Annotated in this window: 15 protein-coding genes; 2 read left to right on the plus strand and 13 right to left on the minus strand. The window is 34.6% G+C overall.

Annotated elements, in window-relative coordinates; translation table 11 throughout:
• Positions 1-5: 5 nt before the first annotated feature.
• From DDD_RS12830 to DDD_RS12855, 6 genes are all read right to left on the minus strand, one after another.
• The gene (locus tag DDD_RS12830; RefSeq protein ID WP_015363330.1) at positions 6-581 is read right to left on the minus strand and encodes a sulfotransferase family 2 domain-containing protein; all 576 of its coding nucleotides are present in this window, start codon (positions 579-581) and stop codon (positions 6-8) included.
• 98 nt (positions 582-679) lie between these two features.
• The gene (locus DDD_RS12835) at positions 680-883 is read right to left on the minus strand and encodes a putative signal transducing protein (RefSeq protein ID WP_015363331.1); all 204 of its coding nucleotides are present in this window, start codon (positions 881-883) and stop codon (positions 680-682) included.
• A 36-nt stretch (positions 884-919) separates the two neighbouring features.
• The gene (locus tag DDD_RS12840) at positions 920-2,413 is read right to left on the minus strand and encodes a cryptochrome/deoxyribodipyrimidine photo-lyase family protein (protein ID WP_015363332.1); all 1,494 of its coding nucleotides are present in this window, start codon (positions 2,411-2,413) and stop codon (positions 920-922) included.
• 45 nt (positions 2,414-2,458) lie between these two features.
• Positions 2,459-3,781 carry a cryptochrome/photolyase family protein gene (locus tag DDD_RS12845; protein ID WP_015363333.1) on the minus strand — a complete coding sequence of 441 codons (1,323 nt, stop codon included), beginning with the start codon at positions 3,779-3,781 and terminating at the stop codon, positions 2,459-2,461.
• A 3-nt stretch (positions 3,782-3,784) separates the two neighbouring features.
• The gene (locus DDD_RS12850; RefSeq protein ID WP_015363334.1) at positions 3,785-4,480 is read right to left on the minus strand and encodes an SDR family NAD(P)-dependent oxidoreductase; all 696 of its coding nucleotides are present in this window, start codon (positions 4,478-4,480) and stop codon (positions 3,785-3,787) included.
• Position 4,481: 1 nt separating this feature from the next.
• On the minus strand, positions 4,482-5,000 hold the full coding sequence (locus DDD_RS12855) for an SRPBCC family protein (RefSeq protein WP_015363335.1): 519 nt from the start codon (positions 4,998-5,000) through the stop codon (positions 4,482-4,484).
• Between the two features lie 116 nt (positions 5,001-5,116).
• Here DDD_RS12855 and ung point away from each other — a divergent pair, with 116 nt between their 5' ends.
• Positions 5,117-5,782, plus strand: a complete 666-nt coding sequence (ung, locus tag DDD_RS12860) for a uracil-DNA glycosylase (protein WP_015363336.1) — start codon at positions 5,117-5,119, stop codon at positions 5,780-5,782.
• A 1-nt stretch (position 5,783) separates the two neighbouring features.
• Here ung and DDD_RS12865 read toward each other — a convergent pair whose 3' ends face one another.
• The 5 genes from DDD_RS12865 to DDD_RS12885 form a co-directional block, all read right to left on the minus strand.
• Positions 5,784-5,990 (minus strand): hypothetical protein, encoded by a 207-nt coding sequence (locus tag DDD_RS12865; RefSeq protein ID WP_041567157.1) that lies wholly within the window; start codon positions 5,988-5,990, stop codon positions 5,784-5,786.
• Positions 5,991-6,061: 71 nt separating this feature from the next.
• Positions 6,062-6,664 (minus strand): L,D-transpeptidase family protein, encoded by a 603-nt coding sequence (locus DDD_RS12870; RefSeq protein ID WP_015363337.1) that lies wholly within the window; start codon positions 6,662-6,664, stop codon positions 6,062-6,064.
• Positions 6,665-6,798: 134 nt separating this feature from the next.
• A complete protein-coding gene (locus tag DDD_RS12875; RefSeq protein ID WP_015363338.1) occupies positions 6,799-7,977 on the minus strand; it encodes a T9SS type A sorting domain-containing protein in 1,179 nt (392 codons plus the stop codon).
• Positions 7,978-8,054: 77 nt separating this feature from the next.
• Complete coding sequence (locus DDD_RS12880) at positions 8,055-8,486, minus strand: hypothetical protein (protein ID WP_015363339.1); 432 nt, start codon at positions 8,484-8,486, stop codon at positions 8,055-8,057.
• A gap of 53 nt (positions 8,487-8,539) precedes the next feature.
• Complete coding sequence (locus DDD_RS12885; protein ID WP_015363340.1) at positions 8,540-10,375, minus strand: ABC transporter ATP-binding protein; 1,836 nt, start codon at positions 10,373-10,375, stop codon at positions 8,540-8,542.
• Positions 10,376-10,608: 233 nt separating this feature from the next.
• On the opposite strand from DDD_RS12885, the gene DDD_RS12890 reads away from it, so the two are divergent.
• The gene (locus DDD_RS12890) at positions 10,609-12,051 is read left to right on the plus strand and encodes a hypothetical protein (protein WP_041567158.1); all 1,443 of its coding nucleotides are present in this window, start codon (positions 10,609-10,611) and stop codon (positions 12,049-12,051) included.
• A gap of 59 nt (positions 12,052-12,110) precedes the next feature.
• Here the strand turns inward: DDD_RS12890 and DDD_RS12895 are convergent, their stop codons facing one another.
• Together DDD_RS12895 and DDD_RS12900 are read right to left on the minus strand one after the other, a co-directional pair.
• Positions 12,111-13,010 (minus strand): aldo/keto reductase, encoded by a 900-nt coding sequence (locus DDD_RS12895; protein ID WP_015363343.1) that lies wholly within the window; start codon positions 13,008-13,010, stop codon positions 12,111-12,113.
• Positions 13,011-13,430: 420 nt separating this feature from the next.
• A complete protein-coding gene (locus DDD_RS12900; RefSeq protein WP_015363345.1) occupies positions 13,431-13,958 on the minus strand; it encodes a hypothetical protein in 528 nt (175 codons plus the stop codon).
• Positions 13,959-13,970: the final 12 nt, after the last annotated feature.

Genomic DNA, 13,970 nt, shown 5'->3' on the forward strand with positions numbered 1-13,970 from the left:
TTCATTTAAAACGTATAATTGAAATAATCAATATCCTTTTTACATTTTTGTGCAATTAACTGTTGAGATTTTGCAGTATAAAAAAGTCTTTTATCCTTTACTGCAGTGGTGTTAAGCACAGGAATCTCATGTAACTCTAGATTAAATTGATCAAAAACTTTTTTAAGGCTGGACTCTATCTCTTCATATTTAAAAATATGAAAAGGTACATTTTCTCCATCCTGAGAAGAAAAATAATCTAAAGCGTTGTAATGAAAATAGTTGGTTCGGTCTTTTAAAATTAGGTCTTTTTCTATAAAATTTTCAAATCTCAACTGCTCTTTTGATAACTCTAAAGGATTATTTTGATGTAACAACAAATACCATGATAGCAATCGATCCCACGGATTTCTTGTAAAACCAAAAACATAATATCCTGAAAGTTTTTTAAAATAATCCACTCCTAAATCACATACATTAGAATGTTGGTCAATTTCTTCATTGTTCTTTCCAAACTGATCTCTCAGGAGATTAGAAATAGAACTTCCTCCAGTTCTATGGACATGTATAAAAATCAATTTGTACTGATGCGATATGATCATAGAAACATAGGATTGGCGCCCTGACTTTTATAATTAATGAAGATCTAAATGAGGCCAGTTACCATTAGTATATATTAGAACTATGAGCTTAAGTTCATCTAATGAAATAATTCTTCGACTTTTTTAATATCGGCTTCTTGAACATATAAATCTACGCTTCCGCCGGAAGTGCCAAATCCGGCAAGCCTACCAGATTCATGAGCGTTTTTTATGAGATTAGGAATCTTATTTTCTTCCAGAATTGCAATCCATCTATTGATTTCAATAGAACTACCAGATTTTACTTTTACGTATGTAGACATTACATGTTAATTAGACTTGAAATATAATAAATTTAATTAGCTATGCAACTCATCACCACCAGGCCATATTTCCCTTTTTGGATTGGTATGTTTGGAGATAATACGACGAGATTCCTTTTTATTTTTAAGGTCTTTTTGAATTCCATAAAGAATGTCTTGAGCCCGCTTTCGCGAAAGCGAGTTCTCTACCAGCCGCTCTGGATAATCTTCACCTAATTTAAAATCTAAGAATTGCTCATCTAGAGCTGTCATTTTCCAAGGCTCATGGATAAATCGCAAGGGTAAATGTGCTAACTCAGGAACCCATTTTTTAATAAATAAGCCTTCGGGATCATGTTCTAAGCTGTTCTTTAATGGATTATAAACACGTACAATATTGATTCCTGTCTCGCCAGCCTGCATTTGCAATTGCGGATAATGAATTCCAGGTTCAAAGTCTAAAAATTGTTGCGCTAGATGATTGCTCGCATCCTGCCACGGTTGCCACAAATGATGCGTAAAAAAACCGGTCAACATCGCACGCAATCTAAAATTTATAAAGCCAGTAGTATTGAGACATCGCATGGCAGCATCTACTAGAGGATAACCAGTTTTACCTTCACGCCACGCCTGCTGAAATTTAAGATTCACAGGTTTATCGAGAGTTCTATATGCTTTATGAACACTGCGCCATTCAAGTTCATGTTCCATCTCAAATTTTTCAATGAAATGCGCTTGCCATCGCAAACGAGACATAAAGCTGTGAAGATGACGCTTGTTTTTGAAATCGTTTTTACAACTAGCCGCTTTTTTTGCCACCATACGCATGCTCACATTTCCCCAAGCAATGTAGGGTGATAGCCTACTGCTGTGCTTTCTGCTGGTAAGAGGTTTTGAGTAATAGGTGTTGTAACCGTTAATACGGTCAGTTAAAAAGCTTTCAAAATAGCGTAAAGCCGTGGTCGTACCACCTTTTTGAAAAATAGAATTCTTAGGCGTTTCTAGAGAAACCGTTTTAAATTCAGAAGCAATTAGATTAATACGAGTACTACTGAACAAGGTACTATTATCAAAATCCGGATGATCAAAATCTTGATTCATGAACTCGATCCAGTGCTCTTTCCATTGCGTACGGTTTTTTAATCCTCTTACAACACCGTTAGAAATACTTTCAGTCCACGGAATAGCATTTTTTTTAAACCATTTAGCTAGTTCTATATCTCTTTTGTAGGTGATGTACAATCCAGTTTCCTGATAGGAATAGATATTTACAATTTTAAAAAGACTCTGCAATTTTTGAAAAGCTTTTAAGGCATTACTTTCTACAACAAGAAGTGAACTGCCTACCGCATTCAGCTTCTCGTTCATATTCTCTAACGACTGCTTTATAAAATTAAAATGACGCTTACTGTAATGAGCATCATTTAAAATCATAGGTTCAAAAATGTAGAGTAGGATGGTTGGGATTTCTGAGTCAAGAGAACGCATAAGTGGTTCGTGATCTAATAATCTAAGATCTCTTTTGAACCATACGATATGAACTTTTTGCATAAATCCTAACTTAATTCAGAACGTGGATTTCCTACTATAAAACTTCTAGGAAACTGCTTCTTTATAGGTTTTTAAACAACGTTCTCTTGCTTCTTTATGGTCTACCATCATCTCAGGATAATCATCTGTTCCAAATTCTGGTACAAATTCTTTAATGTACTTTCTATCCTTATCAAATTTATCCTTTTGTGTGATAGGATTAAAAATTCTGAAGTATGGAGCCGCATCAACACCGCTACCAGCAGCCCATTGCCAGTTACCTACATTACTAGACATCTCGTAATCCAGCAATTTTTCTGCAAAATAAGTTTCTCCCCATCGCCAGTCTATTAGTAAATGCTTTACTAAAAAGCTTGCTACTAGCATACGTACTCTATTGTGCATGTAACCTGTGGAGTTTAATTCTCGCATTCCTGCGTCCACTAGAGCATAACCTGTAGTTCCAGTTTTCCATTTTTCAAACTGATCCTCGTCATTGCGCCATTCTATACGATCGTATTTTGATTTGAAAGCTTTGTCCTTAGTATGTGGAAAATGATAGAGAATTTGCATAAAAAACTCTCGCCAGATCAGCTCGCTTAAAAATGTTTTATTAGAAGCATGATCTGCTTTGCGCACCATTTTACGTACACTTACTACACCAAATCTTAAGTAAACTCCTAATCTTGAAGTTCCGTCTTCTATAGCTGGAAAGTTTCTGGTATTTTCATACTCTTCAATAAGTGTAGGCGTTACTTTATATTCAGGTATTTCAATAGAAGACTTTTTAAATCCCATATCGCTCAAAGTCAAGTTGGGTAGTCTACTATTTTTAATGCAGTTATCTATAACGTCATTTGTGTAATAAAACTTTTGATCTTCTCCTGCACCGAAATCTTTTCTAAAGTGCTCTAACCATTTGTTCTTGTAAGGCGTGTAAACTACATATGGATCTCCATCATTTTTTACTACTTCATCCTTTTCATAGATAACTTGGTCTTTAAAAGTTTTAAAATCTATGTTATGTTCGGCGAGAAGTTGATCGATTTCTTCATCACGTTCTTTTGCATAAGGCTCATAATCACGATTTGTAAAAACCGTATCAACATCATAAGAACTGATTATTTCTTTCCAAATTTCTTGAGGCTTACCGTAATACATGGCTAGCGAACTGTCTTGATCTTGTTGCAACTGAGAACGCATGCGCTGCAATTCTTCATAGATAAAGGAAACTCGAGCATCATCTTCAGGAAGCTTGTCTAGAATCTCTTTGTCAAATATAAAGATGGGCAATACAGGAAGGTCGCTTTTAAGCGCTTCATAAAATCCTACATTATCATCCAGTCGCAAATCCCTACGAAACCAAAATACATTTACCTTTTTACTCATAAATTATCCTAAGCTTAAACTTCCTTTTCCTCCATTGACACCTATCACTTGACCAGTAATCCAGCCTTGGTTTTGATCTAATAAAAAGGCAGCAACGCCAGCAATATCTTCAGGAGTACCAACACGCTTTAACGGATGCATTTCTCCCATTTTCTCTTTTTTAGAATCGTTATTTAATAAACGACCAGCAAGCGGCGTATCCACTAGTGATGGAGCAATAACATTCACTCTTACTGTAGGAGCATATTCGGCAGCGAGTGCTCTGGCATAGCCTTCTATAGCGCCTTTTGCAGCGGCAACGCTCGTGTGAAATGGCATTCCTGTCCCTACAGCAACAGTTGAGAAATACACGACGCTGCTGGTTCCTTCTTTAGTAAGTAAAGGTAAAACGGTTCTTGTAGCTTTTATTAAAGAGAAAAAATTAATCTCCATGTCTTCCTCGAAATGCGATTGCTTCAACATTTTGAAAGGTTTTAAATTAATGCTTCCAGGACAATAAACAAAACCGTCTAATGATTCTGGTAAAGCGCTTGTGTCTAATTCTTCAGTGAGTGCATCAAATTTGATGTGTGTAACGCCTTCTGGTAAATTTTCATTTTCTCGAGACGCAACAAACACATTGTTTCCTTCATGAATGTGGTGTACGATTGCATTTCCTATTCCGTGGCTTCCGCCTATTAATAATATATTCTTTGACATTTTAGTTAAGTATTTCGTGTTTTTGTGTTGCGTTTTTTTCTTGATTTGTTTTATTTACTTCTTCAAAAGCACCGAAGTGTTTGATGAGTGCGCTTTCGCGAAAGCGGAATATTTCTTCCAACTTTTTCTTCACAAATGGCGCTCCCAATTTACCTAATGCGCCAAATGGCAAACGATAGTGAATTAAATCTTCCATTAAAGTACCACCTTCAATTTCTGAAATAAAATGCTTGTGGTGCCATGTTGCATAAGGTCCATACATCTGTTCATCTACAAAAAATTTCTTTTCCTCTACTTGTGTGATATGAGTTACCCAATTGGTCTTGTAAAAGGGTAATGGTGTAACGCTGTACTCAATAAGCTGACCAGGATACATGCCTCGCTCTGTACCATATTGAACTGTCATGTCTAGTTCTGGCGGTGTGAGTAGCTTTAAATTATTAGCATCTGTAAGGAATTCCCATGCTTGATCTAAGGCAATAGGAAGCTTTTGCTGTGATGAAAATTGATATAGTTTCAAATCATTTTGTTTAAAGTATAAAGGTAACTGTTCAACAAAACTAAAAGAATAAAGACTTGTTAAATCTTGTACGGAGAAACCAAAAAAACATCCATAACTTTACAAAAAAGTAAGTTATGCCAGTACAAATTGAACCTAGTTGGAGAGAAGTTTTGCGAGAAGAATTTAGCACATCCTATTTTGAAAACCTGATAGAATTTGTAAAACACGAGTATAAGGAACATACATGTTATCCACCTGGTAATAAAATATTTGCGGCCTTTGATCGTACACCATTTGAACAGGTAAAAGTTGTGATTATAGGTCAAGATCCTTATCACGGCGCAGGACAAGCAAATGGACTTTGTTTCTCCGTTGCAGATGGTGTGAAACATCCTCCTAGTTTGATCAATATTTTTAAAGAAATATCTAAAGATTTACAACAACCTTATCCAGAATCTGGTAATCTAGAACGTTGGGCAGATCAAGGTGTCTTGCTTCTTAATACCGTTCTTACTGTAAGAGAAGGAGCTGCTGGAAGTCACCAAAAGAAAGGCTGGGAACAGTTTACAGACGCTGTAATTAAAAAGATATCTGAAGAGCGTAAAAATATAGTCTTTTTACTTTGGGGTGGTTATGCAAAGGGTAAAGCAAAGTTTATTGATAAAAAAGCGCATTTCATTTTAGAAAGTGGACATCCATCACCACTAAGCGCAAACCGTGGTTACTGGTTTGGGAATCAACATTTTTCTAGAGCAAATCGATATATGCAAGAAAGAGGAATGACTCCGGTGGAGTGGTAGGTTATCTCTTCCTTTGTTCTTCTTCTGTTCTTGTAGCATACCAATATATGACATAGAAAATATTTAGAAATCCAGCAAGTATTGCCCAGATTATACTTCTATTTCTGGTCCATGAGCAGACGACTGCAATCGAGGAAAACACCGCAGTTCCTGCAGATATTCCTGTGCTATAATTTACTGTTTGATTTATTAAAATTATTAATTGCATTATGCTTTAAGATTTGAATTAGATCTAGCCAAAATATATATTTTAATAAAATCAATCAATTTTGAACGGGATTAATCTTGAATTACAATTTCCATATCTATATAAATGATTTTGTACAAATCATTTACATCACTATTAGTCATAGAAATACAGCCCCAAGTCCAGTTAATTTTATTCTCGATTAATGATTCCTTATTGGGCGGCGTACCATGAATACCTATTTCTCCACCGATGGTAGCGTCAGCTGGAATCGATCCGTTTTGTTTGGCATTTTCATGATTTTTATATGATTCTTCCGTTGGGTAATCGATCCAGATAAATTTAGACCAGTTTTTATGCGGATAGAAGTCACGTACTTTGAAATGACCTTCTGGTGTACGACGATCTCCTTCCATAAGTTTATCATCTACCGGATTAGTACCTAAAACAACTGGATAGGTTTTAATAATTTGATCATTATGCAAGACCGACAGTTCATAATCTGATTTATCTATTAAAATATGAAGGTCTTTACTTTTATATTCTAGGTTATTGAGTACTTCCATCAAAGAAATATCAGGTGCTTTTTTCTCTAGATTATGATCATTTTTGCAACTGAGAATGAGAAGTAGACTAAAAATAAAAAGCAAGTACAAATTGTAACGCATGGAGTAATCTTTCTTTTTTACTTCCATAAATATACTCTATTGTGGAGTGTCTATTTGAAATTCGCTTTCGCGAAAGCGAAATAATAATATCTTTAATCTTAAAACTAATTCAAAAAAAAGAGCGGCAACAGCCGCTCTTTTACTAATTCAATTCATTGCTATTATTCCTTAATAACTTTACGATTTGTAATGCCACCATCAACATCAATTATTTTCATAATGTAAATTCCATCTGTAAGCGAGCTAATTTCAAAAGTACTACGATCTGTAGTGAAAACGGTTTTACCTAAAACGTCAATCATTAGTATTTGCTCAATTTTTGTATTCGTAGCTTCTATAGTAATTCGATTTTGAGTAGGATTAGGGTAAACTTTAAAAGATGCCTTTTCAATTAAATCCTCATCTACACTTAGAGTACTGTTATAGTTGTAAGTCGTTCTACTGGATAAATTGTAAGCCATCGTATTAGAATCGTAATCTGAGTAGGTTTGGGTTAATACTTTGTTGATATGAGGCTCGTTACTAAAAGTGAAATCTATACCTGTTTTATCTTTAAAAGGATGACCCAGTGTGGACATTAATATAGATGTATCATAGGTATAATCGTATTTTTCATTAGGTGTGGTGGCAGGGTTATATGAAGATATTTCTGTAACGACATTATTGTTAGAATCAAAAGAATAATCAGATCTTTCATCTACCACAAAATTTGTCCCGTCAAATAGTTCAAAGTCTGATCTGGTGATCAATCCTGCTGTCGTTAAGTTGTTAACTTCACGACCATAAACCTCAAACATTCCATTGACGATCTCCTCATAGGTAAAAATGCTTAAGAAACCGTTTGAATTATAAGTGGCGTCACCTCTTTCTTCTTGCACCCATTGAGAACCATTCCATTCTTCTGCTAGATAGGAGTCAACTCTACCATTTGCATATGAAAAAGTAAGCCTGTAGTCATTTACATATTGTCCATTTACATAATCTTCATCAAAAAATACAAGTATATCACCGACAGAGTTATAAATGTAGTTGGTGCGATAACCTATACCGAATATACCGTTATTAGTAAATTCGTAAACTTCGGTTGCTACTTTATTATTTGCATTATAGGTATAAGTAGTACGATCACCTAGAACCCAGCTGTTATTAACAGAATCCCATAAATAATAAGTTTCAGAAGTTAGGTTGTTATTTGCGTCATATGTATAATCATAGCCAAAACTGTTTTCATAACTACCAGTAGAAGAGTCAAAACTTTCTGTAAGTGCAGACAGCAACTGATTTTGAGCTAGTAAGATGGTACTAGAGAATAAAAATAAGATAATAGTAATTTTTTTCATGATTTGAAATATTTGGTTCTTTCAAATCTATAAGTAATTCTCTTGCAATAACATACCCTTTAGTGGGTAGTTTTATACTATAATTTACTGTAATCGGTTATCAATTTTTTATACCATTTGCCTAAATCTTTGGGAATCACTTTATAATTTTTAACGAGTTCTGTGGCTAGTCTAGTGAGAGATCGTTCTTTAAGCGATGTGTTTGCGGTGAGATACCCTAGAAATTTACCTTTATCATCTAAAATTTTAGGAGGAGTATTTGTTATCTCATTCCATGGAGATAGTTTTTTATTAGGATCTCCGTAGTTGTTATAGTCATTCCATATAGAAGTATTGCTAAAGCTACTCCCATAATCTCCAAAGGCATTCCAAATCGATTTACTATCAAATCGAGAACAATCTAGGCAGCCTAAATATTCGGTATAATCTGCACCACCGTATAAATGTAAGTTTTGAGCTGTCGCATTATAAGCGGTGGATAATAGAAGTATGAGAAGGATTTTTTTCATTAAAAAGGTTTTATACAAATATCTGTTATTCATTTTTAACAGAGGTAAAGGATTTATTGATAACCTGCTGCTTGTAGATTAAACAACTTCTCGTACAATTGAGGTTTAGCCATTAACTCTTCGTGTGTTCCTATTTCAGCAATAGTGCCATTTTCTAGAACAAGAATACGATCTGCCATGCGTACGGTAGAGAATCTATGAGAAATAATGATACTTGTTTTGCCTTTGGTTAGTCCTATAAATCTTTCAAATACATCATACTCTGCTTGTGCATCTAGTGCGCTGGTAGGTTCATCAAGTACGATAACATCTGCATCTTTCATGTAGGCACGAGCAAGAGCTACTTTTTGCCATTGTCCACCACTTAATTCTTGTCCTTGAGCAAATCTTCTACCTAGTTGTTGATCAAGTCCACCTTTCATGACTTCGATAACCTGGTCTGCAAGACTGCGCTGTGCGGCATCTTCAATTTTAGGATCGTTGCTTATTTCTTCAATATTACCAACAGCAATATTTTCTCTTAATTTGAATTCATATTTAAAGAAATCTTGAAATATCACACCAAATCGCTTGCGGTATTCTTGCTTATTGAATTTTGATATATTGATTCCGTCTAGAAGGATTTCTCCTTGAGTAGGTTCATAAAATCTTAAGATCAATTTGATAAGCGTTGTTTTTCCAGCGCCATTTTGCCCCACAAAAGCTATTTTCTCGCCAGCTTTAATGGTAAAATTGACGCCTTTAAGAACTTCTACATCGCTTCCAGCATAACCGAAGTGTACATTCTTCAATTCAAATCCGGTTTTAATGACTTCTGGAATAGGAGTGTAGTGCGCAGCGTTTTCTTTAATCTCGATATCTAGAAAATCAAAATAATCTCTCAAGTACAAAGAGCTTTCTGAAATGGCTGTAAACCTAGAAAAGAAACCTTGTAAACTATTGCGCAGCCTATTAAATGATCCAGAAAGAAAAGTTAGCTCACCGATGGATAATGTTCCAGAGATCACTTTAAAAATGATAAATATATAAGCTCCGTAGTAAGATAGTATCCCTAGAATATTAAAAAGAGATCCAAAAAGACTTTGCTTTAAAGAAAGCTTTTTATTGATCTCGTAATAGTCTCCAGATAACTTTTTAAAGCGACCAGCGATGTAATCTGTCAGGCCAAAAAGTTTCACCTCTTTTGCTGTTTGATTATTAGCTCCTATAAATCGCAAATAATCCAGTTCTCGACGCTCTGCTGTCCAACTTCTCGCAACCGAGTAGCGATGTGAGCTGTATTTTGCCTCGTTAATAAAAGATGGTATGATACTTAAAACCAATAAAATGATCAATAAGGGCTCAAAGTAAATCAATCCAGCGATGAGAGAACCTATAGAAATAATGCTTTGTATTTGGCTTAAAGACGCACTCATTAATCCTACACGACCACTAGTTTGCTGTCTTGCTCTTTCTAGTTTATCATAAAAATCTGGATCTTCCAGTTGTTCTAAAGTGAGCTCATTTGTTTTTCTAATAATTTTCTCAGACGAGGCGTTAGAATATAGATCGCCTATTAACCCATCAGTGAGGTTAATTAATCTATTGAGCAAGTCTGCAAGAACCGCGACGCTTAATTCTATGGCTACATAAGTCCATAATTGAGATAAATCTTGCACGTCTAGCGAGATTTGAAAAATCACTTCGTCTATAATTAATTTTCCTACCCAAAGTAAAACTACTGGACTTACTGCTGTTAGTAGTCTAGCTAAGAAATTTGTCAGAAATAATTTAGGACTTACACGCCATATTTCTTTGAAAAATCTAGGCAACGTTTTCAATGCGCTAAAGGAGAACGTTTTGCCTTTTTTACTTTGTTCTTTTATAGATGCTGGAACTCTTCTTGCCACGTTTCTTGATTAAAAGACAAAGGTACGATCTAAGGATTTAGTTTGCTGGGTTCTCGCTTTCGCGAAAGCGGAATTATAATTAGTTATTGAATTCGGTATCAGTAAAATATACCTAGTAATGGGTATTTCATATATCATACTTTTTTTTAAATTTGTATATTAACATGTTGATATTAAGACAGTAGGAATTTTAATATCAGTAAAACCAAACTAATACCTAAACCAATTTAATTATGTTTAAAGTTACCCAAATGCTTTTTAAAAGAGGAGCACTTTTACTTCTAGTCGTCATGTCGCTAGTTGCTTGTAGTAAAAAAATCATGGATCCTTTGTACGAGCGATTGCCAGCTATTCCTGCGGTTCCAGATTATGAATTGCTAGATCCATTAAATGTTCCAAGTGATAAACAACTGCAGCTTAATATTAATTTGTACGAAGAGAGTTTACCAGATGAAGGGAATTATGTGAATAGTCCTGGAGCTACCTCAATCAACGGTGCACGACCATCGGTAATTATTGCTGTTCCTGCTGAGGAGTCTGGTAAGCAAAGAAAATTTGAAGAAGGTGATGATGAAGAAAGCATCTTCGGTACTTCTGGATATTATAATGAAGCCGAGCAATATGTTGAGAAGGATCTTTTGAGAAAAGGTTTTTCTGTTCTGGACCGTTCTAAATTTGAAGCAAAATTAAGAGACTTGAGAGATAAAGCAGCTTACGGAGAACGTAGCTGGTTGAGTAGAGGTTATGAAAAGTATCTTGAGAATGGTGAATATGATGTCGTTAAAGAAGACTTGAAAAATCAATATGATAATGGAAATTTATCCTTGACTGAATATCAGACCAAAGTAGCTGAAGTAGATAAATACAGTCAGAGAGCTTTACCAGGAAAAAAACGTGACGAAAACGAAATGAATGACATTGCTGAAGTAATTAGAGCTGCACAAACAGGCGCAGATCAAGCAGATTATTTATTGCAAATCAATGAGGTAAAAATGGGTAACGCTGGAGATCGCAAGTTATCCATTCAAAACCTACCAGAGGTTCAGAATTTTATGATTGAAAATACCGGACTGAGTTTTGGCAGGTTGCCTTATTCCTTGCCTGCTCAAATTAGTGCTAACTGGTTCCAATCAAGTCTCAATGCAAAACTTATAGAAATAAAAAGTGGTAGCATCGTATGGTTAGGAAGTCATGAAATTGAATCTTGGGCGGCAGATGAAGTTAAAGTAACTATTAACGTTACCAAGAAAGTTGCAAATGAAGATGAGGTAAATGGAGTGATTTCTGACTATAATAGAAGGTTGAAAGCTAAAGAACAACGTCTTAAAAAGGTGCAAGATCAACTGCGTAATAACTATACCAAAGGCATGTCGCCTAGCAAAACTTATGAAAGTACAGAGGCTATGGAGAAGGCAGAAAGGGACATGAAAAGTAAAATACGACAGTTAGAAGATGAGCAGTATGCACTAATTAAGGATATTGAAAGGTTAACTTATGACACGCCACGTTTTTCTGAAGATCCATGGGATTACAAGTATGTAGTTCAAGATCCTATTATAGAACCAGATCTTTCTAAACCTAAAAATAAACTAGAAGAGCGAGAACTTAAAAAGCACAAAGCACAATTAATAAAGAGTGTTTCTAGATTGCTAATTAATACTATTGAGATTAACTAAGAAAACATAACACAAGTAAAAAGCCTCTCAACTATCAAAAAGTTGAGAGGCTTTTTTAATTATGGCAATTCTTTTCCTGCCGCAGCAATATAAATTTCAAACCATTGCTCTAATGTGAGCTTGACTTGCATCGCATCTACTGCCGATTTGATACGGTCTATTTTACCAGTTCCTAGCACTGGAATAATGCGCGATGGATGCATCAATAACCATTGTAGGATGATCTTATCGAGAGAGAGATTGCCTAACTTACTTGCCATATTTTCAAGCACTTTTTGTACTCGTTTACCTTTGGTAGTTTTAGGATCAAACAACTCGCCACCAGCAAGTGGTGACCACGCCATAGGTGGAATCTTTTTGCTAATTAAATAGTCCAAATTTTGATTTTCAAAATGCTCAAGGCAATAAGGAGATATCTCAATCTGATTTGTAACTAATGGTACATCTAAATGATTTTGAAGCGACTGTAATTGTTCTGGTAAGAAGTTAGAAACTCCAAAGTGAAGTACTTTTCCGCTAGTTTTAAGATGGTCAAATGCACTTGCTACTTCTTCAGGATTAAAAAATGGTGATGGTCTATGAAGTAATAGAACATCGAGACGATCAGTTTGAAGGTTTTTAAGGGACTCTTCGGCCTGTTGTACGATATAGGAAGCGCTATAATCGTAGTATTTGACCTTGCGATCAGGAAATTTATTGGTATTTAATTTGATTCCGCATTTTGTGATCAACTGCATTTGATCTCTTAATGACGGCTCTAACTGCATTGCTTTTCCAAAAGCGCTCTCGCATTCATGGTTCCCATAAATATCTGCATGATCCAAGGTAGTTACTCCATTTTCCATACATTCCTTTATAAAAGAATGTAGTTCTTGATCTGTCATATTCCAATCTAGCAATCGCCATAACCCCAAAACTAGTCTGGAGATTTCTAGATTTTCTTGTAAGTTTATTTTCATCTTAATTTTTTCTCAAAGTTAGAAGGTTATGATTTAAAAGAAAAGAATTATCCTATTGAGATACTTACACAAGTTAGGTTAATTAAAGACTGTTTTTCAAAAAAACCATCCTTACTGTAGATGAAAAGAATCATCATCAGATATTCATTTAAAGGGTATTTCCCTAAATGTTTTCTTTCTAATTATTGTTCGCCATGCTTTCTGCTAGCTCAGAATTTACTTAAATTGAAAGCTTTCTGTTCTGTTTTTTAAATTTAAAAACAAGTAAAATTGAAATCTTTAAAATGGAATAGGATCATATTTACCATTCATAAAGCAATATATAAAACAGTTACAAAGCTTTATAAAACATTTGAAATCTCATATAACATTACACATAGTGGTGTTATAGAGAAATTTCGCTAACGTATGATGCAATTGCTAATTATATTCATATGTTCGGTCTACTATATTTACTATAACACCATTGTTGTCTTTTAACTCCTTATGAATAATATTACCTTTATCATCTTTTAACACGTTAACTACCTCTAAAGTATTTCCTTCTGGATCAGTTCTTTTATTACGCACAGTCATCTTAATAATCATATCATTTTCAAAGGTCATTTCTGTGGTATAATTTGCTATTTCTTTATCCATTTTTGTATTAAACATAGTTGCTTCAATTAGTTTGATTCTTTGTTTTTCATCTAGATGGTAGATCATTTTTGTAATATTATTTTGTTGATTTAAGTGAACCGCCATGGAATCTATAGCAATCATTGTATAACTACTACTACCTATATTTTTTTTACTTTTTACATTTTTGGTAATACCGGTTTTGATTCCGACTGCTGGATATTTGTAAGTGGTGCGTTCTGTTAGATGTAATGAATCCTCTTCTACGTGATAATAATTATAGTTTTCTCTAGAGATAAGATAACCATCTTTATTGTAATAAAATACCATTTTAAACCTGGC

This window comes from Nonlabens dokdonensis DSW-6 (assembly GCF_000332115.1).
Taxonomy (GTDB): Bacteria; Bacteroidota; Bacteroidia; order Flavobacteriales; family Flavobacteriaceae; genus Nonlabens; species Nonlabens dokdonensis.

Bases quoted from the DNA above. Each gene is read 5' to 3' on its own strand.
- DDD_RS12865 (WP_041567157.1), bottom strand. From the start codon at position 5,990: ATGCAATTAATAATTTTAATAAATCAAACAGTAAATTATAGCACAGGA.
- ung (WP_015363336.1), top strand. From the start codon at position 5,117: ATGCCAGTACAAATTGAACCTAGTTGGAGAGAAGTTTTGCGAGAAGAA.
- DDD_RS12900 (WP_015363345.1), bottom strand. From the start codon at position 13,958: ATGGTATTTTATTACAATAAAGATGGTTATCTTATCTCTAGAGAAAAC.
- DDD_RS12895 (WP_015363343.1), bottom strand. From the start codon at position 13,010: ATGAAAATAAACTTACAAGAAAATCTAGAAATCTCCAGACTAGTTTTG.
- DDD_RS12840 (WP_015363332.1), bottom strand. From the start codon at position 2,413: ATGCAAAAAGTTCATATCGTATGGTTCAAAAGAGATCTTAGATTATTA.
- DDD_RS12880 (WP_015363339.1), bottom strand. From the start codon at position 8,486: ATGAAAAAAATCCTTCTCATACTTCTATTATCCACCGCTTATAATGCG.
- DDD_RS12890 (WP_041567158.1), top strand. From the start codon at position 10,609: ATGTTTAAAGTTACCCAAATGCTTTTTAAAAGAGGAGCACTTTTACTT.
- DDD_RS12835 (WP_015363331.1), bottom strand. From the start codon at position 883: ATGTCTACATACGTAAAAGTAAAATCTGGTAGTTCTATTGAAATCAAT.
- DDD_RS12870 (WP_015363337.1), bottom strand. From the start codon at position 6,664: ATGGAAGTAAAAAAGAAAGATTACTCCATGCGTTACAATTTGTACTTG.
- DDD_RS12850 (WP_015363334.1), bottom strand. From the start codon at position 4,480: ATGTCAAAGAATATATTATTAATAGGCGGAAGCCACGGAATAGGAAAT.
- DDD_RS12875 (WP_015363338.1), bottom strand. From the start codon at position 7,977: ATGAAAAAAATTACTATTATCTTATTTTTATTCTCTAGTACCATCTTA.
- DDD_RS12845 (WP_015363333.1), bottom strand. From the start codon at position 3,781: ATGAGTAAAAAGGTAAATGTATTTTGGTTTCGTAGGGATTTGCGACTG.
- DDD_RS12830 (WP_015363330.1), bottom strand. From the start codon at position 581: ATGATCATATCGCATCAGTACAAATTGATTTTTATACATGTCCATAGA.